We start from the raw sequence: 21,050 nt of genomic DNA on the forward strand, positions 1-21,050 counted from the left end.
GAAACTGGAGAGCGCCCATGCTCGATAACGAGCCCCAAAACCCTTTGGGAAATGAGCGCGGTGAGACGAGCGACGTGGCAACGCCACCCGCCGATACTGCCGCCGATAGCACCACTACCACCCCTGCCCGTCGCACGAGGACCACGCGCCGCAAGGCCGCGGCGCCTGCCGCTTCGGCCGAAGCGGCGCCGACCGACGCTGGATCCGCCGAGGCTGAGTCCGCCGCAGGTCGGTCCGCCGCAGGTGGATCTGCCCCGGGTGGGGCCGCCGGGACCGCATCGGCCGCGGCGGGCTCTGTCGAGCCGGGTGCCGCCGCCGAGGGGGCGGCCACCGAGGCCGCCGCGCCGCCGGTGAAGCCGGCGAAGGCCACCCGGAGCCGCCGCAAGGCGACCGCGGCTGCCGCTCCCGCCGCCGCAGCGGAGCCGGCTGCTTCAAGCGAGACTGCCGTGCCGGCCTTGTCCGCCGCGTCCGCCGGCTCAGTTGTTTCCGCGGGCTCGGGTGAGCCAGCGGGTTCGTCGGCTTCGTCGGGCTCGGGTGAGTCGGCTGCCGGCGAGGCGGCCGAGGCCGCGCCGCCGGTCAAGGCGACGCGCAGCCGGCGCAAGAAGGCTGCCGCGCCCGCCCCGGTCGAGCCGGAGCCGGTCGTCGCGGTCGAGCCGCTGATCGCCGGCGAGGAGCCGGCGGTCGAGGCGCCGGCCGAGGACGAGCCGGTCGCCGAGGCGCCGGTCGAGCCGGCCCCCATCATCGGCGTGCTTCCGCTGGACGACGACTTCGTCGAGGAGGAGAAGCCGGCCGGCCGCCGTGGCCGCCGCGCCGCGCTGCCTCCGGCCGTGCTTTTCATGCCGCCCGACCCGATCGAGGCCGAGCCGGCCCCGACCGGCCGCCGGTCCCGCCGGGGCGCGGCCACCGCGCCGTCCGCGGCCACCGTGCCGCCGGCCGTCGCCGAGCCCGCGGTCACCGAGACCGAGGCCGCCGTCGCCGAGGTCCCGGCCGAGGAGCCGGCCGAGGGCTCCCGCCGCAGCCGGCGTCGCCGTCGCGGCGCCGCCGAGGAGCCGGCCGAGCCCGTGGCCGCCGACCCGGCCGAGGCGACCGAGGAGGTCACCGCGCCCGTCGACGAGGTGGACGAGTCCGCCGACGACGTCGAGGAGGGCATCGAGGACGAGTCCGAGGACGACGAGTACACCTCCGGCCGTCGCCGCCGCCGTCGTGGCCGTCGCGGCCGGGGCCGAGGCAAGGGCCCGTCCGACGACGATGACGAGGCCGCCGAGGCCGAGGAGGGCGCCGCGGCCTCCGTCGAGGACGAGTCCGACGAGGGCGACGAGGAGTCCGACGAGGGCGACGGGGTGACCCGCCGCCGGCGTCGGCGCCGCCGCAAGGGCTCGAGCGGTGACTCCGAGACCGGGGGCATCGAGGACGGCGTGCACACCGTCGTACGGGTGCGCGAGCCGCGCCGCACCGACGAGGTGCAGGGCGTCTCCGGCTCGACCCGGCTCGAGGCCAAGCGCCAGCGCCGCCGGGACGGCCGCGAGCAGCGCCGTACCCGTCCGCCGATCCTGAGCGAGTCCGAGTTCCTGGCCCGCCGCGAGGCGGTCGACCGGGTCATGGTCGTCCGGCAGAAGCCGGACCGCATCCAGATCGCCGTGCTCGAGGACGGTGTCCTGGTCGAGCACTACGTGTCCCGGATCAGCTCGGGCACGATGGTCGGCAACGTGTACCTCGGCAAGGTGCAGAACGTGCTGCCCAGCATGGAGGCGGCGTTCGTCGACGTCGGCCGGGGCCGCAACGCGGTGCTCTACGCCGGCGAGGTCAACTGGGACGCCACCGGGCTGGAGGGGCGCGCCCGCTCGATCGAGCAGGCGCTGAAGTCCGGCGACTCGGTGCTGGTGCAGGTCACCAAGGACCCGATCGGGCACAAGGGCGCCCGGTTGTCCAGCCACATCGCGCTCTCCGGCCGGCACCTGGTCTACGTGCCCAACGGCAACGCGTCCGGGATCAGCCGCAAGCTGCCCGACACCGAGCGCAAGCGCCTGCGGGACGTGCTGAAGAAGCTGGTGCCGGACGGCGCCGGGGTGATCGTGCGGACCGCGGCCGAGGGCGCGAGCGAGGACGAGCTGGCCCGCGACGTCAAGCGGCTGCAGGCGCAGTGGGAGGAGATCCAGCGCAAGGCCGCCGAGGGCCACGCGCCGGTCGCCCTCTCCGAGGAGCCCGACCTGGTCATCCGGGTGGTGCGCGACCTGTTCAACGAGGACTTCCGCGAGCTGGTGGTGCAGGGCGACCAGGCGTACGCCGAGGTGGAGAACTATCTCAACTCGGTGTCGCCGGACCTGGTCGAGCGCCTGCACCGGTACACCGGGACCGCCGACGTCTTCGCCGACAAGCGGATCGACGAGCAGATCCTCAAGGGCCTCGACCGCAAGGTGTTCCTGCCCTCGGGCGGTCACCTGGTGATCGATCGCACCGAGGCGATGACGGTCGTCGACGTGAACACCGGCAAGTACACCGGCGCGGGCGGCAACCTCGAGGAGACGGTCACCCGCAACAACTTGGAGGCGGCCGAGGAGATCGTGCGCCAGCTGCGGCTGCGCGACCTCGGCGGCATCGTGGTGATCGACTTCATCGACATGGTGCTGGAGAGCAACCGCGAGTTGGTGCTGCGGCGGCTCACCGAGTGCTTGGGCCGCGACCGTACGAAGCACCAGGTCACCGAGATCACCTCGCTCGGCCTGGTGCAGATGACGCGTAAGCGGATCGGGTCGGGACTGCTCGAAGCGTTCAGCGAGACCTGCGACCACTGCAAGGGCCGGGGTGTGCTGATCCACACCGAGCCGGTGCCGGAGAAGCGGAGCAACGGCGGCGGCGGTGCGGGCAACCAGGTGAAGGCGGTCGCGGCGGCCGCCCGTACCGAGCAGCCGCCGGCGCCGCAGCAGCCCGCCGCCACCTCGTCGCGGTCCCGCCGCCGGCGCGGGTCGGCGGCGGCAGCGGAGAGCGCCCCGGCCGAAATCGCGCCGACTGAGATCGTGCCGGCCGAGATCGCGCCGGTGGAGAGCGTGCCGGCCGGGACCGCGCCGGCGGCGACCACGTCGGCGGGGGCGTCGGCTCTCGAGGGCGATGACCCGGTGGCCGTCACGGCCGGCCTGCCCCCGGTGCACGGCTCGGGGATCGTGTCGGTGTCCGCGCCCGCGCTGACCGGGGCCGATCCGGACGACGAGTACGACATCAGCGGCTACGACCTGTCCCGCTACGAGGCGCCGGCGGCCGAGCCGGCGGAGGTGGCGGAACCGGCCGAGCCGATGCGGCTGACCGGGTCGGACGATCCGGACGCGGCCGACGAGGACGACGAGGACGACGACGAGCCGGTGGGCGCGGGCGCGGGTCGCCGGCGTTCGCGACGCGGCGGGACCCGGCGGCGTACCCGCCCGTGACGGCAGGTGCGGGAGCGGTTTGGTAAAGAAACTTAACAGCCGAGCCGCTCCCCGCCGTCCATGTCCGCTACCCTGCGAGGATCGATCTTTCCCCCCGAGGAGACATCCCCGTGCGACGCTTCGCGCCCCTTCTTCTGCTCCCGCTGCTGATGGCCGGCTGCTCGGATGCCGGCGGCGACGCGACCGCCACCGCGACCGGCGCCACCCCCGGTGCCGGTGGCGCCTCGGTGGTGGCGCCCGCGCCGGTCGACCCGTCGGTGGCCGCCTCGGCCGACAAGGCGCTGTCCAGCAACACCAAGGCGATCTGCGCGCAGGCCGAGCGCACCACCACGAGCTTCGGCCAGACCTTCATCGCCGACCTGCAGATGCAGATCGACGCCGCCGGCCAGGGCGCGGCGGCCAAGGCCCAGGCGCAGCAGAAGATCGACCGGGACGTGTCGAGCTTCTCGTCGGCGCTGTCCGGGATGGCCAAGCTCGCCGACGACAAGGCGCTCAAGACGGCCCTGACCCGGATGAGCAAGCAGGCCGAGGCGTTCAAGGGTGACCTCACCAAGATCAACGCCGAGAAGATGGCCGCCATCACGAGTACGCTCGACAAGGCGTGCGGGCGCGACTGAAACCCCCGGATTGGGATCGGCGCGCCGCATGAAGTACGCTTGCCGACGGCGCTTTTCCATGCGCCGTGCCCCGGGCCGGTTCTCATGCACGTCCGGGCCAGCACCATCCGCCAAGCAGCGGTCTTCGCTGCGTAAGTCTCAGGGAGTCCGCGTCCGATGTACGCGATCGTCAAGACCGGCGGCAAGCAGTACAAGGTTGCCGAGGGCGACGTGATCGAGGTCGAGAAGCTCGCGGGTGCGCCCGGCGACGCGCTCACGCTCGCCGCTGTCCTCCTCGTCGACGGTGACAACCTGGTGACCGACGCGGCCAAGCTTGCCAACGTGACGGTGTCCGGCGAGATCGCCGAGCACACCAAGGGTCCGAAGATCCGGATCCACAAGTTCAAGAACAAGACCGGCTACCACAAGCGCCAGGGGCACCGTCAGCCGCTGACCCGCGTCAAGGTCACCGGCATCAAGAGCGGGAAGTAGGGATCACTCATGGCTCACAAAAAGGGTGCTTCCAGCTCGCGGAACGGTCGTGACTCCGCCGCGCAGCGGCTCGGCGTCAAGCGGTTCGGCGGTCAGCTGGTCAACGCCGGCGAGATCCTGATCCGTCAGCGTGGCACGAAGTTCCACCCGGGCGAGCTCGTCGGCCGTGGCGGCGACGACACGCTGTTCGCGCTGGCCACCGGCAACGTGCAGTTCGGCACGGTCCGCGGTCGCAAGACCGTCAGCATCGTCCCGGTCGCGGAGTAAATTTCTTTCCAAGCGGGCCACGGACCCTCGGGTCCGCGGCCCGCTTGTGTTTTGCCGGAAAAAACGGGAGTTGAAGGCAGTGACCACGTTCGTCGACCGGGTCGTGCTGCACCTGCAGGCGGGTGACGGCGGGCACGGCTGCGTCTCGGTGCGCCGGGAGAAATTCAAGCCGCTCGGCGGCCCCGACGGCGGCAACGGCGGGCACGGCGGCAGCATCACGCTGGTCGTCGACCCACAGCAGCACACGCTGCTCGACTTCCACTTCCATCCGCACATCAAGGGTGGCAACGGCGGCGGTGGCGCGGGCGCGAACCGCGACGGCGCCAACGGCAAGGACCTGGTCCTCGAGGTGCCGGACGGCACGGTCGTGCAGACCGCGGACGGCGAGGTGCTGGCCGACCTGGTCGGCGCCGGCACCAGCTTCGTGGTGGCCCGCGGCGGTCGCGGCGGCCGGGGCAACGCTTCGCTGGCGAACACCCGCCGCAAGGTCCCCGGCTTCGCCGAGCTGGGCGAGCCCGGCGACCGGCTCGACGTGGTGCTCGAGCTCAAGAGCGTCGCCGACGTGGGTCTGGTCGGCTTCCCGTCGGCCGGCAAGTCGTCGCTGATCTCGGTGATGTCGGCGGCCAAGCCCAAGATCGCCGATTACCCGTTCACCACGCTGGTGCCCAACCTCGGCGTGGTCCAGGCCGGCGACCAGACCTTCACGGTGGCCGACGTGCCGGGCCTGATCCCGGGCGCGGCCACCGGCAAGGGCCTGGGCATGCAGTTCCTGCGGCACATCGAGCGCACCTCGGTGCTGGTGCACGTGCTCGACGCGGCCGCGCCCGAGATCGAGCGCGACCCCCTGGCCGACCTCGACGCGATCGAGGCCGAGCTGGCCGCGTACGGCGGTCTCGAGGACCGCCCCCGGCTGGTGGTGCTCAACAAGATCGACATTCCGGACGGCCGCGACCTCGCCGAGATGGTCCGCCCCGACCTGGAGGCGCGCGGATACCGCGTCTTCGAGGTCAGCGCGGTGACCCGCGAGGGACTCAAGGAGCTGGTGTACGCGCTGGCCGCGGTCGTCGAGGAACACCGGCTGGCCAAGCCGCCGGCCGAGCCGACCCGGGTCGTGGTGCGCCCCCGCGCGGTGGACGAGAGCGGCTTCACGGTCGAGCAGGACTCCGACGGCGTCTACGTGGTGCGCGGCATCAAGGTCGAGCGCTGGATCCGGCAGACCAACTTCGACAACGAGGAGGCCGTCGGCTACCTCGCCGACCGGCTCGAGCGGCTCGGCGTCGAGGCCGAGCTGGCCAAGAAGGGCGCCCAGCCCGGCGACCCGGTGCGGATCGCCGACCGGGAGTTCGACTGGCAGCCCAACGCCGGCGAGTTCGTGGCCGGGCCGCGCGGCACCGACGCCCGCCTCGAGGAGGAGAGCGGCCGGGCCACCGCGGCGCAGCGGCTCGCCGCCCGCAAGGCCCGGCGCGTCCGCTCCGACGACGAGCTGCTGCACATGTCCGCCGACGGCACGGTCAGCACGCTGGCCAACGCCCAGCGGCCGGTGCTCGTCACCGACGAGGACGACGACGAGGACGACACCGACGAGTAGGGGGTCGGCCGATGGGGGTCGCCGGTCCTGCGGCGTGACGCCAGACAATGCCTGGGCCACGCCGCAGCCTGTCTCCGACTTCGACGGCGGCGCTAGTCCAGCAGACCGATCGCGCCGCGCGCACGCCGTACCGTCGCAAGCGCCGCAGGCCGCACGGCGGCCTTGCCCTCCGCCAAGATCTCGCGGACGTAGCCGGGGTCGTCGGACAGCTCGGCGTAACGCTTGCGGATGGGTGCCAGCAGTGCCTCCACCGCATCGGTGACGTCGCGCTTGAGGGCGCCGTAGGACGTGTACGCGCCCGGCGCCTCACCGGTGCACTCGGCCAGGATCGCCAGCAGGTTGGTGACGCCCGGCTGGTTCTCCGGATCGTGCCGGACGACGCCGACGGTGTCGGTGACCGCCCGGGAGATCGTCCGGCGGATCAGCTCGGGCGGGTCGAGCAGCCCGATGCGGCCGGCCGACGAGCGCGCGCTCTTGCTCATCTTGGCGGACGGGTCGGCCAGATCCATGATCCGGGCGGCCGACTCGGGCCGGACCCCCTCGGGCACCACGAAGGTCTCGCCGTAGCGCGCGTTGAACCTGGTGGCGAGCGTGCGGGCGAGCTCGAGGTGCTGATTTTGATCTTCGCCGACCGGAACCTGGTGGACGTCGTGCACGAGGATGTCGGCGGCCATCAGGACGGGGTAGCTGAGCAGGCTGAGCCGCACCGGCGCGCTCTGCTTGCCACCGGCGCCTGGTCCTTCGGACGGCGCGGAGAACCCGGGCGAATGGGCGGCCGACTTCTCCTTGAACTGGATCATGCGAGCCGCCTCGCCGAAGTGACAGACGCATTCGAGCAGGTAGTGCAGCTCGGTGTGCTCGGGGATCTGTGAGTGGGCGATCAGCGGGGTGCGTTTCGGATCGACGCCGGCGGCCAGCAGCAGCGTGGCCACCTCGAGGGTCTTCTGCCGGAGCACCTGTGGATCGTGTTCCATGGTCATCGCGTGCAGGTCGGCGATCATGGCGATCGACCCGACCTCCTGCTGATCCCGCACGAGCGGGCGCATGGCGCCGAGCAGGTTGCCGAGGTGCAGGTTGCCGGTGGGCTGAAAGCCGGTGAGTCGTTTCATGGCCGGTTCCTTCCGGGTACGGGCTGCCCCGCCGGGATCGGCCTCGCTGCATGCGAAACGGCCGCCCGGAAGGGGCGGCCGCGGATGAGGTCATGCGCGTGGGTGAGCCGCCCGTCAGGGCAGCCACCAGCAGAGGTTGAGCGCGCGCATGTCCTCCATGGTAGCGCTCGGTCGCACCGCGAGGCGACCGTGTGCCGTCCGGGACCGGCAGGCATGATGGTCGTCATGCCGCTCACCCGTGCCGAGGCCGCTACCCGCGCCGCCCTCGTCGATGTCCACGAGTACGAGATCCACCTCGACGTCACCGCGGACGGGGACACCTTCGCGTCGCGTACCGTGGTGCGCTTCTCGGCCACGCCGGGTGCGGCCACGTTTCTGGAGTTCGAGCCGGTCTCGGTCTCGTCTCTGACGCTGAACGGGCAGGCAGTGCCGTCGTCGGCCATGGCGGACGGGCGGCTGATGCTCTCCGATCTGGCCGCCTCGAACGAGCTCGCCGTGACCGCCACGATGCGGTACTCGAACACGGGCGAAGGGCTGCACAAGTACGTCGATCCGGCCGACGGGAACGTCTACCTCTACCAGCACCTGTTCATCAACAACGCGGGGCGGGTGCTGCCGGCCTTCGACCAGCCCGACATGAAGGCGTCCGTCAAGGTGTCGGTGACCGCTCCCGAGACCTGGAAGGTGGCGGCCAACGGCGAGCTGGTCTCGCACTCGGCCGGCGAGTGGTCCTTCGCCCCGACGAAGCCGATCTCGACCTACCTGGCCACGCTGTTCGCCGGTCCGTTCCACGCGGTGACCGATTCGCACGACGGCATCCCGCTGGCGCTGTACGTGCGCGCCGCGCTCGCCGAGCACCTCGATGAGCAGGCCGAGGAGCTGTTCACGGTCACCAAGCAGTGCCTCGACCGCTATCACGAGATGTTCGACATCAGGTACCCCTTCGGGCACTACCAGCAGGCGTTCGCGCCCGAGTTCAACTTCGGCGCCATGGAGTACCCCGGCCTGGTGATCTTCCGGGACGAGATGATCTATCGCTCGGCGGTCACCGAGAGCCAGCGCGAGGCCCGGGCCAACGTGATCGCGCACGAGATGGCGCACATGTGGTTCGGCGACCTGGTGACCATGGCCTGGTGGGACGACCTGTGGCTGAACGAGTCGTTCGCCGAGTACCTGGGCACGCGGGTCGCGGCGGAGGCGACCCGGTTCACCGGGACCTGGACCACCTTCGCCATGCAGCGCAAGGCCTGGGGACTGCGGGCCGACCAGCATCCGTCGACCCATCCGGTGGCGCCCGAGTCGGTGGCGGACACCGACGAGGCGCTTCTCAACTTCGACGGCATCTCGTACGCGAAGGGCGCGGCGACCCTCAAGCAGCTGGTCGCCTGGGTGGGCGACGAGGCGTTCCGGCGCGGGCTCAACGCGCACTTCGCGGCGCACGCGTACGGGAACGCCACGCTCGACGACCTGCTGTCGGCGCTGGCCGCGGCCAGCGGGCGGGATCTCTCGGCGTGGGCCGCGGTGTGGTTGCGGCGGGCGCAGGTCAACACCTTGCGTACGTCGATCGGCGCGGACGGTTCGGTTGCCGTGCTGCAGACCGCTCCCGCGGAGTATCCGACGCTCCGGCCGCATCGGCTCGAGATCGGCCGCTACGAACAGGGCGCGGACGGCGCTGTCGTGCGGCAGTCGCTGGTCTCGGCGGAAATCGCCGCGACGGAGCGGACGGAGATCTCCGGTCTCTCGGACGTTTCCGACAAGTCCGGCCTGCTGCTGCTCAACGACGGCGATCTCACGTACGCGAAGATCCGGCTCGACGAGGCGTCGGCGGCGGCGGTGCCCAGCCTGCTGCCGCTGATCGACGACTCGCTGGCGCGCGCGGTGCTCTGGGCCTCGACCCTGGACGCCGTGGTGGACGGCGAGCGGCCGGTCGCCGAGCTGGTCACGCTCGTGCTGGCGGCGTTGCCGATGGAGACCGAGGTGGTGATCGTCGAGGACGTGCTGCGGGCCACCCGTGGCCTGGTCGACCGCTACGCCACCGCCGAGACCCGGCCGGCCGCGCTCGAGCTGGTCGCCCAGGCCACCGACCGCCTGCTCGCCGCTTCGGAGCCGGGCGGGTCGCGGCAGCTCGCGGCGGCGCGCGGGTTGATCGGGGCCACGGTCGAGACGGCACGCCTGCAGGACTGGCTGGCCGGCACGGGCGTGCCGGAAGGGCTGGCGATCGACGCCGACCTGCGGTGGCTGATCCTCTATCGCCTGGTCGTGCTGGGCGCGGCGGGCCGGGCCGAGATCGACGCCGAGTTCGAGCGGGACCGTAGCTCCACCGGCGAGCAGTGGGCCGCGCGGTGCCGGGCCGCGGTGCCCGACGCCGACGCGAAGGCCGCGGCCTGGGCGGCGATCGTCGAGGACGTCTCGCTCTCCAACCGGCTCGTCGAGATGACGGCCTCCGGCTTCTGGCAGCCGGAGCAGCTCGGACTGCTGGCCCCGTACGTGCCCCGGTACTTCGCCGAGATGCCGTCGATGATGCGGCTCCGGAGCGGGATGAGCGCGGAGCGGACGGCCGGGCTCGCGTACCCGGATGTGGTTGTCGACCCGGAGACCCGGCGACTCGCCGCCGAGCTGTTGGCCCACGAACATCTCGACCCGATCCTGCGGCGGGTCGTGCAGGACCTGGACGACGACATGCGCAAGGCGCTCGACGCGCGCTCCTGACCTTCGCGAACCCATCTTGCCCACCGCTCCCAGCCGCTACCCTCGCCCCAAGGGGGTATGCGTGGAGTGGTCGGAGGAGCTCGCCGGTGGCCTGCTGCGGGCCGCCCCGGACGCGATCCTGGTCACGGCGGGCGACGGGCGGATCGTGCTGGTCAACGACCGGGCCGAGGAGCTGTACGGCCGGCGCCGCGACGAGCTGCTCGGCACCCACATCGAGTCCCTGGTCACCGACGACGCCCGGCTGATGCCGCCCGGGCGGCGCAAGCGGCTCGCGGAGGGCCGGGCGGGGCCGGTGGGGGCGGTGACCGCGACCATCCGCCGAGGGGACGGCGTCGAGATCCCCGTCGAGTCGTCGGTGTCGCTCGTCGACACACCGCAGGGCCGGCTCGCCGTCTGCGTGGTCCGGGACCTCAGCGAACGGGCGCGCGCCGAGCAGGAGAAGGCACGGCTGCGGGCCGAGGCGCAGATGCACCGCAGCCAGCGGCTGGAGAGCCTCGGGCAGCTGGCGGGCGGGATAGCGCACGACTTCAACAACATGCTCGGCGTGATCGTGAACTACGCGAACTTCGTCATCGAGGAGGCGGAGTCGCCGTCGCCGGACCTGAAGGCGATCGCGGCGGACGCGCGGCAGGTGGTGCGGGCCGGGGAGCGGGGGACCGATCTGACGCATCAGTTGCTGTCCTTCGCGCGGCGGGAGGTTGTGCGGCCGCAGGTGCTGGACCTCAACGCGGTGATCTCCTCGGTCGAGGAGATGCTGCGGCGGACGCTGGGGGAGCACATCAGCCTGCTGGTGCGGGCCGCGCCGGGGCTGCCGGCCGTGGTGTGCGACCCGGGGCAGATCGAGCAGCTTCTGGTGTGCCTGGCGGTCAATGCCCGGGATGCCATGCCGAGCGGCGGCGATCTGGTGATCGACACCTCGCGGCACGGCGATCAGGTGCGGCTCCGGGTCAGCGATTCGGGACAGGGCATGCCGCCCGAAGTCGTCGAACGAGCCTTCGAACCATTTTTCACGACAAAAGGCAGCGGAGGGGGATCCGGGCTGGGCCTCGCCACCGTGTACGGCATCGTCACGCAGGCCGGCGGGGAGGTCAGCCTGGCGTCCTCGGAGGGGCTGGGGACCACGGTGACCGTGCTCCTGCCGGCCTCCGCCGAGAAATCGGATCTGTCGCCGGTCGGCGACAAATCGCCGGAGCGGGGGCGCGGGGAGACGCTGCTGGTGGTGGAGGACGAGGAGGCGTTGCGGGACGTCGCCGGGCGGATCCTGAGCGGCGCCGGCTATCGGGTGCTAGCCGCCCCGTGCGGGCCGGCGGCGCTGGAGCTCGCGGCGGAGCACGAGGGGCCGATCGACCTGCTGCTGAGCGACGTGGTGATGCCCGGGATGCTGGGCAAGGAACTGGCCGAGCGGCTGACCGGGGTGCGTCCGGCCACCCGGGTGCTCTACATGTCCGGGTACGCCCAGCCCGTGCTGCATTCGCAGGGCACGCTCGATCCCGGCGTGGCTCTGCTGGAGAAGCCGTTCACGGCGGACGACCTGCTGGCGGCGGTGCGCGACAGACTGGACGATTGATCCCCGTCGCCGCTCGAGGGCCGCCCTTGATCGGAAAAGGGCCTATATTTTGCTGATGCGCCGGATCGGGATCATGGGTGGAACCTTCGATCCGATCCACCACGGCCACCTGGTGGCCGCCAGCGAGGTGCAGGCCCGCTTTGACCTGGACGAGGTCGTCTTCGTGCCCACCGGCCAGCCGTACGAGAAGGGCAGGGTCTCCCCGGCCGAGGACCGCTACCTGATGACGGTCATCGCGACCGCCTCGAACCCGCGCTTCCACGTCAGCCGGGCCGACATCGACCGCGACGGGCCCACCTACACCGTCGACACCCTGCGAGACATGCGAGCGATCTTCGGGTCCGACGCCAAGCTGTACTTCATCACCGGCGCCGATGCGCTCGCTCGCATCCTGAGCTGGAAGGACGCGATGGAAATGTTCCGGATGGCGCACTTCGTGGGCGTCACCCGGCCCGGGTTCGAGCTTTCCGACGACCACCTCCCGGAGGATTCGGTCAGCCTCGTCGAAGTGCCGGCCATGGCGATCTCCTCGTCCGCCTGCCGGACGCGCGTGGCCGAGGGCCAGCCGGTGTGGTATCTGGTTCCCGATGGTGTTGTGCAGTACATCAACAAGCGGGGCCTGTATCGGGGCTCGGGAAATGTCACACGGGTGTGAGACGCTTGTATCTCCAGGACACCGAACGAGGGGACGCTCTTGCCCGTCAGCGAACGCGCGCTTGAACTGGCGATGACGGCCGCGCAGGCCGCCGCCGACAAGAAGGCGCAGGACATTGTCGTCATCGACGTCGCCGAGCAGCTCTACATCACCGACGCCTTCGTGATCGCCTCCGCGTCCAACGAGCGGCAGGTCATCGCGATCGTCGACGCGATCGAGGAAGCCCTGGTCAACCTGCCGGAAAAGGCGAAACCCGTGCGCCGCGAGGGCGAGCGTCAGGGCCGGTGGGTGCTGCTCGACTACGTCGACATCGTCGTCCACGTCCAGCACGCCGAGGAGCGGGAGTTCTACGCCCTCGACAAGCTGTGGAAGGACTGCCCGACGATTCCGTTCGTCGACCGAGATCTGGCCGACGCCGACGCATCGTGAGTCGCTTGATCGTTTGGCGGCACGGCAACACCGACTGGAACGCGGGTCATCGCGTCCAGGGGCAGACCGACGTGCCGCTGAACGCGGTCGGCCGGCAGCAGGCGGTCGACGCCGCCGAGCTGCTGGTCAAGATGCGGCCCGACGCGATCGTCTCCAGCGACCTGCAGCGCGCCGCCGACACCGCCGCCGCGCTGGCCGCCCTGACCGGCCTGTCGATCAGCTACGACAAGCGCCTCCGCGAGCGGTACTTCGGCGACTGGCAGGGCCTCACCATGATCGAGGTGGCCGAGCGGCACCCCGACCAGTACGACCGGTGGAAACGCGGCCAGGAGGTCGGCGGCGCGGTCGAGAGCCTGCCCGATCTGGGCAAACGCGTCTGCGAGGCGCTGCATGAGGCGGCCGCGCTGGCGCCGCCGGGCGGCACGGTCGTGGTGGCCACGCACGGGTCGGCGGCCCGGCAGGGCGTCGGGCAGCTGCTGGGGTGGCCGCCGGCGCAGTTGCGCACGCTGCGCGCGCTGCAGAACTGCCATTGGGTCGAGCTCACCCACGACCGTGATCGAGGGTGGCAGGTCGCGGCGTACAACGTGGGGCGGTTCACCGACCGGCCGGTTCCACCGCCGGCCTGAGGAACTCCCGGGGATCCGGTAGCGTCCCACAACCATGCGGATCCGTCGTGCTGCCGTTCTGGTGACGCTCGTTCTCGGCCTGGCCGGTTGCGGCGGCGGGGGGACGGAGCCCGCCGGCGCGCCGTCCGGGTCCGTTTCGCCGCTTCCGTCCGCCTCCGCGCCCAGCTCTCTGTCCGCCTCCCCCTCTTTGTCCGCCTCCCCCACTTTGTCCGCCTCCCCCTCGGGGGCCGGCGCCACCTCCGGCACCACCGCGAGCAACGCCGAGACAATCACCGGGACGGTCGAGGCCGGTGTCGAGCCCAACTGCCGCCTGATCAAGGATGACGCCGGTTCTCACCTGCTGTTCTTCGACGATTCGTCGCTGAAGGCCGAGGCGCCCGTGGGCCGCAAGGTCACCGTGACCGGCCGTTCGGAGCCCAAGATGATGTCCACCTGCCAGCAGGGCATCCCCTTCATCGTGTCCGCGGTGCGTCCGGCGTGATCGCCTGCTTTGGGCGCCGCGTGATCGCCTTTTGCGCGCCCGTGATCCACTGTCGTGCGTGCCGCCTGATCGTTTCGTTCCGCGCCGGTGCGGTCTGGCGGGCTCCGATCGGTTAACGTGCGTCGCATGCCCGTCGCGGTCGTCACCGACTCCACCGCGTACCTGCCCGCCGAGTTGAGCGGCTCGTATGACCTGACCGTCGTCCCTCTCACCGTGGTGATCAACGGCGCCGAGGGTCTGGAGGGCCTGCAGATCCAGCCCGCCGAGGTGGCCCGCGCCCTGAGCGCCCGCCGCTTCGCCGTCAGCACGTCCCGTCCCGCCCCGTCGCAGTTCGCCGACGCGTACCACCGGCTCTTGAAGGCCGGCGCCGACGGCATCGTCTCGGTCCACCTGTCGGCCAAGCTGTCCGGGACCTACGAGGCGGCGTGCCTGGCCGCCACCGAGATAGGCGACCAGGTCCGGGTGGTCGACAGCAAAACCACCGGGATGGGCCTGGGCTTCGCCGCCCTGGCCGCCGCCGCGGCGGCAACCCGAGGCCAAGACCTGGATTCCGTACGCGCGGCGGCCGCCGACCACGCCTCCCGGGTGAGCACCCTCTTCTACGTCGACACCCTGGAGTTCCTCCGCCGCGGAGGCCGCATCGGCGCCGCGTCGGCCCTGCTCGGCACGGCCCTGGCGGTGAAGCCCATCCTCCACGTCGCGGACGGCGGCATCGTGGTGCGCGACAAGGTCCGCACCGCCGGCCGGGCCCTGGCCAAGCTGGTGGACCTGGCGGTGGAGGCGTCCGGCGAGGGCGAGGTCGACATCGCCGTCCACCACCTCGAGGCCCCCGAGCGAGCAGCCGCCCTGGCCGACTCCATCGCCATGCGCCTCTCCGACCGCCTGCAAGACTGCTACATCACCGAGATAGGCGCGGTCGTGGCCGCCCACGTAGGCCCGGGCCTCGCCGGCGTCGTCGTCCACCGGCGCCCCTGACCTGCCTGCGCCCGCGCCTTCGCGCCCGCTGCTTCGCGCCCGCGCCGTCCGTGCCCGCGCCTTCGCGCCCGCGGCCCTGTCCGCGCCTCCCGTGCCCGCGTCCGGGTGTTGCCCGCGTCCGTCTTTGGGCCGGCTGCGGGCGGCTGGTCAGGTGGCCGGCCAGCTGTCGATGACCCAGCGGGTCGGCTCGTAGCCCGCGGCCACCCTCAGGTGCGGGAGGACCTCGCGCCAGGCGCACACCTGGTCGCCGATCTGCACCTCGTCGGCCTCGGGGAGCAGCGCCGGCTCCTTGCCGTCCCAGACCGCGCGCGTGCGCCATCCCTGCTCGTCCGAGCCCATCAGCCGCAGCTCGGCCATGGGCGCGGCCGCCGCCTCCGGTGGTTGCAGGGCCTGGCGGGTGTACTCGTGGACGGCCAGCACCCGTTCGGCGCGGCGGACCGCCTGGTGCAGCGGGTGGCCCGATGGCGCCTTGTACGGCACCGTGCAGCCGTACTCGTCGTACCCGTACGCCATGGGTGTTATCGGCCGTGACGAGGCCGCGTAGATCTCTTCCGCCTGGGTGAAGAGCCCTCGCAGGTGCTCGCTCCCGTCCGCCGTGACCAGGAGCGTGCCGCGCTCCGGCGCGAACGCCACCGGCGTCCCGCCGACCTGCCCCTCCATCCGCTCGAGCCAGTGCTCCAGCAGCAGGTGCGACGTCCAGTAGGCGTCCCCGTCGTCCACGAACCGGACCACGACCGGCTCGCTCGCGACGCCGTGCAGCACCGCCCCGGACAGGTTTGCCCGGGCCGCCGCGAAGACCTCCTCCGCGCTCACCCCCCAACCGGCCGGCTGGTCCGGCCCGACGTAGGTCATGGTGTCCGGCAGATCGACCACCACGTACTCGAACAGGAACGGCAGGACCGGGCGCCTCAGTGGCAATCCCGGCGTGCCACCGCGCAACACGGGGCGCAGCAGCGGCCGGGCCTCCGCCCAGTCCAGCGGCAGCCGGGGAGTTGTCACCAGGCCGGCGACGAACCGATCCACCTGGCCTCTCCGTCGCCTGCCGCGCGCCGCCAGCAGCGGGGCAAGCTCCAGGATCGTCGGCGTCTCGTCGCCGTCCGCGGTGAAGCGGACCCGGAAACCGCGTGCGTCGTACCGTGCGTCGGTGAACCCTGCTCGGCGCAACCGGCGGATGACCTGACCGCCGAGCCGCGCTCGGGCAATCCTCTCCAGCAGGCCCACCCGACGCCCCATCTCCCTTGAGGCCGCCGACCTTAGCGCACGGCACCGACACTTTTTCGCCCGCGGATGACCCGGGCCTCGAGATTGTCGTCGAAGCGCAGGTCAGCGTCGAGTCCGGCGTTCCGCACGGCCTCGATCGCCGCGGGAACCTGTGCCTCGGTGATCTCCGAAAGCAGGATGCCGCGGGGCGCCAGCCACTCGCCGGCATGTGCGACCACGGCGCGGAAGATGTCGAGGCCGTCGTCGCCGCCGTCCAGGGCGGTGCGCGGTTCGTGATCGCGAGCCTCGGACGGCAGCAGCGGGATGTGGCGGGTGGCGACGTAGGGCACGTTGGCCAGCAGCACCGTGATCCGGCCGCGCAGGCCGCCGGGCAGAGCCTCGAAGAGATCGCCCTGGTGGACGTTCCGGCCGAGGTTGTCGCGGGCACAGGCGACCGCGACCGGGTCGACGTCGGCCGCGTGCAACTCGATCTCCGGCCGCAACGCCCGGACGGCCAGGCCCAGGGCGCCCGATCCGCAGCAGAGGTCGACCACGACCGCGCCGCGCTCGGCGTCCTCCGCGGCCGTGCGGACCAGGAGCTCACTGCGTACGCGTGGGACAAAAACCCCCGGACGGAGCCGGACCCGGACCCCGCAGAAGTCGGCGAAGCCGACGACCTGCTCGAGTGGCTCGCCCAGCGCGCGCCGATCGACCATCGCGGTCAGCGCGGCCTCGTCGGTCGCCGCGCCGGCCAGCACCGCCGCCTCGTCCTCGGCGAACACGCAGCCCGCGGCCCGTAGCCGAATGATCGCCTGGTCGACGGCGGGCGCCGAAATCCCCGATTTCACATGCCAGTCCTTAGCACAGAAGCGCCGCGCGTGGGAGTTATCCACAGTTCGGGGTTGTCCACAGGGCCTCCGGCAGAGATCACGCGAATTCCCTACCGTGCCGGGCGTGCGAGAGGACGACGTCGTAGCGGCAAGGCTGCGGTCGGTCCTGGCCGCGACGACCCACGATGTACGCGACCAGGCCGCCACCGCGGCCCCTCGCCGTGTCCTCCATGGCGGGCCGACGGTGATGTCCCGCTACACGAAGGCGCTGTCCGAGCTGGCGGAGGTCGGTGAGCCGCTGGAATGGACGGACGTGGTCAGCTCGTGGCCGGACGACGTCGACCTGGATCCGCTGCCCTCGCCGCCGTCCGAGGCCACAGAGTCCGTGCCGCCGTCCGGGGCCGCGCCGCCGCCCGAGCCCACGCCGCCCGAGGCCATGGCAGCGGTGCCGGAGTCCGATCCGACCGGCGGCTATCCACCGGGAACGGCCTGGGCGTCGCCGCCTGGCTCATTCGCCGGGAGCGCGACCTCGTCGGCTGGCTCGTCCGCCGGGAGCGCGACCTCGTCGCCTGGCTCATTCGCCGGGAGCGCCGTCTTGCCGCCCGGTTCGTCGGCCGCGAGCGTGACCTCGCCGCCCGACGACTCCGATGAACCGCGTCCGTCCCCCTCCGGAGATTCCATGCCCGAGTCCGATCCGTTTGGTCCGCCTCCGATGGCCGTGCGTCAGGCCGGCCGGCCGCTGCCGCCACCGTCCTGGGTGCTGCCCGAGGATCCGCAGGACACCACACCGTGGCCGGATCCGCACGACACGACCCCGTGGCCGGATCCGGCGACCGCGCCGTGGCCGGATCCGCCGGCGAGCTCGTGGCCGCGGTCGGCGGACGAGTCTCCCGACGAGCCGGAGCCGGCCCTGACCAGCGCCGGCGCGTTCGGTGGCGGCCGGCCGGACAGCGGCCGGCGCCTCGGCCTCGGCGCGTTCGATCCGGGGCGTCGGGGCGTCAAGGCGCTCGCGGCCGTCGCCGCCGTGGTCGCCCTGGTCGCCGGCCTGCTGGCGTGGCGATCCCGGCCGCGGGTCGATCCGGTCGCGCCGCCGCCCTTCGCGACCACCGACGCGGTGACCAAGTCGCCGGGGCAGGGCGTCGCCAGTCCGTCCGCCACCGAGATCGTGGTCGCGGTCGGTGGCAAGGTTCGCAAGCCCGGTCTGGTGCGCCTGCCGCCCGGCGCGCGCGTGGCGGACGCGCTGAACGCGGCCGGCGGCGCCGAGCCCGGCGTCGACGTGGCGATGCTCAACCTGGCGCGGAAGGTGGCGGACGGCGAGCTCATCATGGTCGGCGTCACCCCGTCGCCGGGCGTGGCCATGCCCGCCGGCCCCGGTCCCGCGGCCACCGGCGCCGCCGTGCCGGGCGGTGGCCCGATCAACCTGAACACCGCGACGCTCGCCGACCTCGACAGCCTGCCCGGCGTCGGTCCGGTCCTGGCGCAGCGCATCCTCGACGCCCGCGACGCGCAGGGCGGCTTCCGGGCGGTCGCCGACCTGCGGAAGGTCGACGGGATCGGCGATGCCCGCTTCGAGCAGCTGAAAGACCTGGTGACGGTGTGACCGGCGGGGTGCCGGATCTGCGGCTCGCCGGGTTCGCGGTGGCGACCTGGCTGGCGTCGCTCGCGGCGCTGTACCTCTCGGCCCGCTCCGGCCTGCTGCTGGGCGCGGCAAGCCTCGGCGCGGCGGCGGGAACCATGGCGTTCGTCAGCCGGAGCCCGGCCCGCTGGATCGCGGTGGCGACGCTGATCGGCGCGGGCTGCGGCGCCGGCATGACCGGGGCCCGGGTCACGACCCGCGAGTCCGGGCCGCTGGTGGCGCTGGTGCGCGCGGGGGATCCCGTACGCGTGGAGGCCGTCATCCGCGACGACCCACGCGCCTTGAGTGGATCGCCCGGTCGGCCCCCGACCTACCTGGTCGCCGTTGATCTTCGTAAGGTCGGCGCCGAGGACGCCCCCGCGCTGAGCTTGTCGGCCCGGGCGCTGGTGCTCGCCGGTGATCCGGCCTGGCGGGGTCTGTTGCCCGGGCAGCGTTTGATCGCCCGCGGCAAGCTGATGCCGCCGCGCGGTGGCGACCTGCGAGCGGCCGTGGTCTCGGTCAAGGAGGCGCCTGAGCTGATCGGGCGTCCGTCGTGGGTTCAGCGTGCCGCGGGAGTGCTGCGGGCGGGGCTGCAGCGGGCGTGCGAGCCGCTGCCCGACGACGCGGGTGGGCTGCTGCCGGGGCTAGTCGTCGGGGACACCAGCCGGCTCGACCCGGCGCTGCGTGATGACTTTCGGACGACCGGAATGACGCACTTGATGGCGGTTTCGGGCGCTAACGTCGTGATTTTGCTGGGCGTCGTGCTGTTCGCGATGCGGTGGACCCGCGCCGGTCCGGTGATGCGAGCGCTGGTCTGCGCGGTCGTGCTGGTCGGCTTCGTGATCCTGGCGCGGCCGTCGCCGAGCGTGGTGCGGGCGGCCGCGATGGGCGCGATCGGGCTGATCGGCCTGGCCTCCGGCCGGCAACGGGCGGCGTTGCCGGCGCTGGCCGCCGCGGTCGCGGTGCTTGTCCTGTACGACCCGGAGCTGGCGGCCGACCCGGGGTTCGCACTGTCGGTGCTGGCCACGTCGGGCCTGCTTCTGCTGGCCCCGCCGTGGCGGGACGCGCTGCGGCGGAGGGGATGGCCGCCGGGCGCCGCCGAGGCGCTGGCCGTTCCCGCGGCCGCCCAGGTGGCGTGCGGCCCGGTCGTCGCCGGGCTCTCGGGCGCCGTCAGCCTCGTCGCGATCCCGGCCAACCTCGTGGTCGTCCCGGCGATCGCCCCGGCCACCCTGCTGGGCGTCGCGTCGGCCGTGCTGTCCCCGGCGTGGCCGGCCGGATCGGAATTCGCGGCGTGGCTGGGCCACTGGCCGGCGAAGTGGCTCGTGGTGGTCGCGAGGTACGGCGCCCGGGTGCCGGCCGGCGCGCTGCCGTGGCCGGACGGGTTATGGGGAGCGCTCCTGCTCGCGGCGATCACGGTGGCGCTGCTGATCGCGGCCCGCCGGGCGGTGGTGCGCCGGCTCGTCCTGGTCGCGGCCCTGGCCGGGATGCTGGGCGCGCTGCCGGTGCGGCTGATGGCGTCCGGCTGGCCCCCGGCGAATTGGGTGATGGTGGCCTGCGCGGTCGGGCAGGGCGACGCGATCGTGCTGCCGGCCGGTCCGGCCCGGGCGGTCGTGATCGACTCCGGGCCGGAGCCCGACCCGGTCGACCACTGCCTGCGGCGGCTCGGCGTCCGGCAGGTGGTGCTGTTCGTGGTCAGCCATTTCCACGCCGACCACATCGGCGGCGTGGAGGGGGTGTTCCGGGGCCGGGACGTGGTGGCCGTCGCCGGACCGGACTGGCCGGATCCGCCCGCGGGACGGGCCTCCGTGGCGGCCGCGGCCGGTCGGCGTTCGTTGCACGCGGTGGGGCCGGGCTGGGCGTACGCGGTGGGCCGGCTGCGGCTGACGGTGATCGGGCCGTACGAGCCGCTGCACGGCACCAACTCGGACCCCAACAACAACTCGCTCGTGCTGCGGGCCGAGGTGGGCGGCGAGACGGTGCTGCTGCCCGGCGACGCGGAGACCGAGGAACAGGACGAACTGCTGCGGCATCTGGGCGCCTCGGCGCTGCACGCGGACGTTCTGAAGGTCGCCCACCACGGGTCGGGCTACCAATCGGCGGAGTTCCTCGACGTGATCGACCCGGCCGTGGCGCTCGTGTCGGTGGGGAAGGACAACGACTACGGGCACCCGAACGCGCCGCTGCTCGCGCGGCTGGCCCGCGGGGGAGCGCGAGTGCTGCGCACCGACCAGTCGGGGGATCTGGCCGCGGTCGCCACCGGACATGGGCTCGCGGTGGTGGCTCGGGGCTCGCCGCCGGGTTAGAAGCCGCCGGGTTGGAAAGCGCCGACACGCCCGAGTTGAGCGGTTTCGTCCGCATCGGCGGAGATGGATGATGATTACCCGGCCCGGGCGCGCGGACGTGGCAACCCGGCCTGATCGAGCGACTCTACGGGGGTCATCGTATGGCGGGCCGCCAATATGTCTGCTTTCGCTTTCGGTGATCAGCGATCT

At 72.5% G+C, this 21,050-nt stretch carries 17 protein-coding genes; 14 read left to right on the plus strand and 3 right to left on the minus strand.

From position 1 onward, the window contains the following. Nucleotides 1-17 precede the first annotated feature (17 nt). From ACFQS1_RS33590 to obgE, 5 genes are all read left to right on the plus strand, one after another. Complete coding sequence (locus ACFQS1_RS33590) at nucleotides 18-3,419, plus strand: Rne/Rng family ribonuclease (RefSeq protein ID WP_378976037.1); 3,402 nt, start codon at nucleotides 18-20, stop codon at nucleotides 3,417-3,419. A 110-nt stretch (nucleotides 3,420-3,529) separates the two neighbouring features. Then, a complete protein-coding gene (locus ACFQS1_RS33595; protein ID WP_378976038.1) occupies nucleotides 3,530-4,036 on the plus strand; it encodes a hypothetical protein in 507 nt (168 codons plus the stop codon). A gap of 156 nt (nucleotides 4,037-4,192) precedes the next feature. Beyond that, on the plus strand, nucleotides 4,193-4,507 hold the full coding sequence (rplU, locus tag ACFQS1_RS33600; protein ID WP_328466382.1) for a 50S ribosomal protein L21: 315 nt from the start codon (nucleotides 4,193-4,195) through the stop codon (nucleotides 4,505-4,507). 9 nt (nucleotides 4,508-4,516) lie between these two features. Further along, entirely contained in the window at nucleotides 4,517-4,774 is a 258-nt protein-coding gene (gene rpmA / locus ACFQS1_RS33605) for a 50S ribosomal protein L27 (protein ID WP_378976039.1), read from the plus strand. 79 nt (nucleotides 4,775-4,853) lie between these two features. Continuing rightward, nucleotides 4,854-6,362 carry a GTPase ObgE gene (obgE, locus tag ACFQS1_RS33610; protein ID WP_378976040.1) on the plus strand — a complete coding sequence of 503 codons (1,509 nt, stop codon included), beginning with the start codon at nucleotides 4,854-4,856 and terminating at the stop codon, nucleotides 6,360-6,362. 92 nt (nucleotides 6,363-6,454) lie between these two features. Here the strand turns inward: obgE and trpS are convergent, their stop codons facing one another. Beyond that, complete coding sequence (trpS, locus tag ACFQS1_RS33615; protein WP_378976041.1) at nucleotides 6,455-7,471, minus strand: tryptophan--tRNA ligase; 1,017 nt, start codon at nucleotides 7,469-7,471, stop codon at nucleotides 6,455-6,457. A 225-nt stretch (nucleotides 7,472-7,696) separates the two neighbouring features. Between trpS and pepN the strand changes: the two genes are divergently transcribed. From pepN to ACFQS1_RS33650, 7 genes are all read left to right on the plus strand, one after another. Beyond that, nucleotides 7,697-10,180 carry an aminopeptidase N gene (pepN, locus tag ACFQS1_RS33620; RefSeq protein ID WP_378976042.1) on the plus strand — a complete coding sequence of 828 codons (2,484 nt, stop codon included), beginning with the start codon at nucleotides 7,697-7,699 and terminating at the stop codon, nucleotides 10,178-10,180. A 61-nt stretch (nucleotides 10,181-10,241) separates the two neighbouring features. After that, nucleotides 10,242-11,747 (plus strand): ATP-binding protein, encoded by a 1,506-nt coding sequence (locus ACFQS1_RS33625; protein WP_378976043.1) that lies wholly within the window; start codon nucleotides 10,242-10,244, stop codon nucleotides 11,745-11,747. Between the two features lie 55 nt (nucleotides 11,748-11,802). Beyond that, nucleotides 11,803-12,402: a nicotinate-nucleotide adenylyltransferase gene (nadD, locus tag ACFQS1_RS33630; RefSeq protein WP_378976044.1), complete on the plus strand. Its 600-nt coding sequence runs from the start codon at nucleotides 11,803-11,805 to the stop codon at nucleotides 12,400-12,402. A 39-nt stretch (nucleotides 12,403-12,441) separates the two neighbouring features. Continuing rightward, nucleotides 12,442-12,831, plus strand: a complete 390-nt coding sequence (gene rsfS, locus ACFQS1_RS33635; protein ID WP_378976045.1) for a ribosome silencing factor — start codon at nucleotides 12,442-12,444, stop codon at nucleotides 12,829-12,831. Then, nucleotides 12,828-13,457, plus strand: coding sequence for a histidine phosphatase family protein (locus tag ACFQS1_RS33640; RefSeq protein ID WP_378976046.1), 630 nt, complete (start codon nucleotides 12,828-12,830; stop codon nucleotides 13,455-13,457). The genes rsfS and ACFQS1_RS33640 overlap by 4 nt, the downstream gene beginning before the upstream one ends. 205 nt (nucleotides 13,458-13,662) lie before the next feature. After that, nucleotides 13,663-13,938, plus strand: a complete 276-nt coding sequence (locus tag ACFQS1_RS33645; RefSeq protein ID WP_378976047.1) for a hypothetical protein — start codon at nucleotides 13,663-13,665, stop codon at nucleotides 13,936-13,938. A 126-nt stretch (nucleotides 13,939-14,064) separates the two neighbouring features. Beyond that, nucleotides 14,065-14,913 carry a DegV family protein gene (locus tag ACFQS1_RS33650; protein WP_378976048.1) on the plus strand — a complete coding sequence of 283 codons (849 nt, stop codon included), beginning with the start codon at nucleotides 14,065-14,067 and terminating at the stop codon, nucleotides 14,911-14,913. Nucleotides 14,914-15,060: 147 nt separating this feature from the next. On the opposite strand, the gene ACFQS1_RS33655 is transcribed toward ACFQS1_RS33650, so the two are convergent. Both ACFQS1_RS33655 and ACFQS1_RS33660 read right to left on the minus strand, forming a co-directional pair. Continuing rightward, the gene (locus ACFQS1_RS33655) at nucleotides 15,061-16,146 is read right to left on the minus strand and encodes a DUF1444 domain-containing protein (RefSeq protein WP_378976049.1); all 1,086 of its coding nucleotides are present in this window, start codon (nucleotides 16,144-16,146) and stop codon (nucleotides 15,061-15,063) included. Nucleotides 16,147-16,166: 20 nt separating this feature from the next. Further along, complete coding sequence (locus tag ACFQS1_RS33660) at nucleotides 16,167-16,961, minus strand: putative protein N(5)-glutamine methyltransferase (RefSeq protein WP_378976050.1); 795 nt, start codon at nucleotides 16,959-16,961, stop codon at nucleotides 16,167-16,169. Between the two features lie 742 nt (nucleotides 16,962-17,703). Here ACFQS1_RS33660 and ACFQS1_RS33665 point away from each other — a divergent pair. After that, complete coding sequence (locus ACFQS1_RS33665; RefSeq protein WP_378976064.1) at nucleotides 17,704-18,543, plus strand: ComEA family DNA-binding protein; 840 nt, start codon at nucleotides 17,704-17,706, stop codon at nucleotides 18,541-18,543. Continuing rightward, nucleotides 18,540-20,861, plus strand: a complete 2,322-nt coding sequence (locus ACFQS1_RS33670; RefSeq protein ID WP_378976051.1) for a ComEC/Rec2 family competence protein — start codon at nucleotides 18,540-18,542, stop codon at nucleotides 20,859-20,861. Before ACFQS1_RS33665 ends, ACFQS1_RS33670 begins: the two co-directional genes overlap by 4 nt. Nucleotides 20,862-21,050: the final 189 nt, after the last annotated feature.

It is taken from the genome of Paractinoplanes rhizophilus (genome assembly GCF_042664765.1).
GTDB classification, from domain to species: Bacteria; Actinomycetota; Actinomycetes; order Mycobacteriales; family Micromonosporaceae; genus Actinoplanes; species Actinoplanes rhizophilus.